Source organism: Gluconobacter sp. P1D12_c (genome assembly GCF_018812105.1).
Lineage (GTDB): Bacteria > Pseudomonadota > Alphaproteobacteria > Acetobacterales > Acetobacteraceae > Gluconobacter > Gluconobacter oxydans_A.
The window spans coordinates 1-382 of record NZ_JACSIQ010000756.1; the positions used below are offsets into that span (position 1 = coordinate 1).

Here is a 382-nt window from a genome sequence, read left to right on the forward strand (position 1 = left end):
GCTTCTTCGTCGCAACAGTGGGAACAAGGTTGATGTGTTTAAACATCTTGAACGCATTGGCAGGGATGAGGCCATAAGGCTTCAATCTGATCGCATTGCTGACAGGCTTGAAGGTCTGGGGATTCCGTCTAGGCGTAAGAAGCAGGATGGCACCTTTTTCAAGGTGGGTTTGCTGTCTGGATTAGCTAAGCAGATGGATGAACAGTTTAGGCATATCATGTTCATTCCTGCTGTTGCTGTTGCTGAGCGTCGCCAGTTGAGGAATGAGCTGACCTATTGGATTGATAACATTCTCCCGAATAAGGGGAAGTATCTGCGGTACATGGTTATCACCTGCGGTGAGAACGTCCGCATATATGATGACCTCAAGGCGGAGCATAGG

At 48.4% G+C, this 382-nt stretch carries 1 protein-coding gene; it reads left to right on the forward strand.

Translation table 11 applies throughout. The features are described from left to right. The coding region (locus tag KP705_RS19055) for a hypothetical protein (RefSeq protein WP_215765443.1) at positions 1-382 on the forward strand (382 nt) is incomplete at both ends.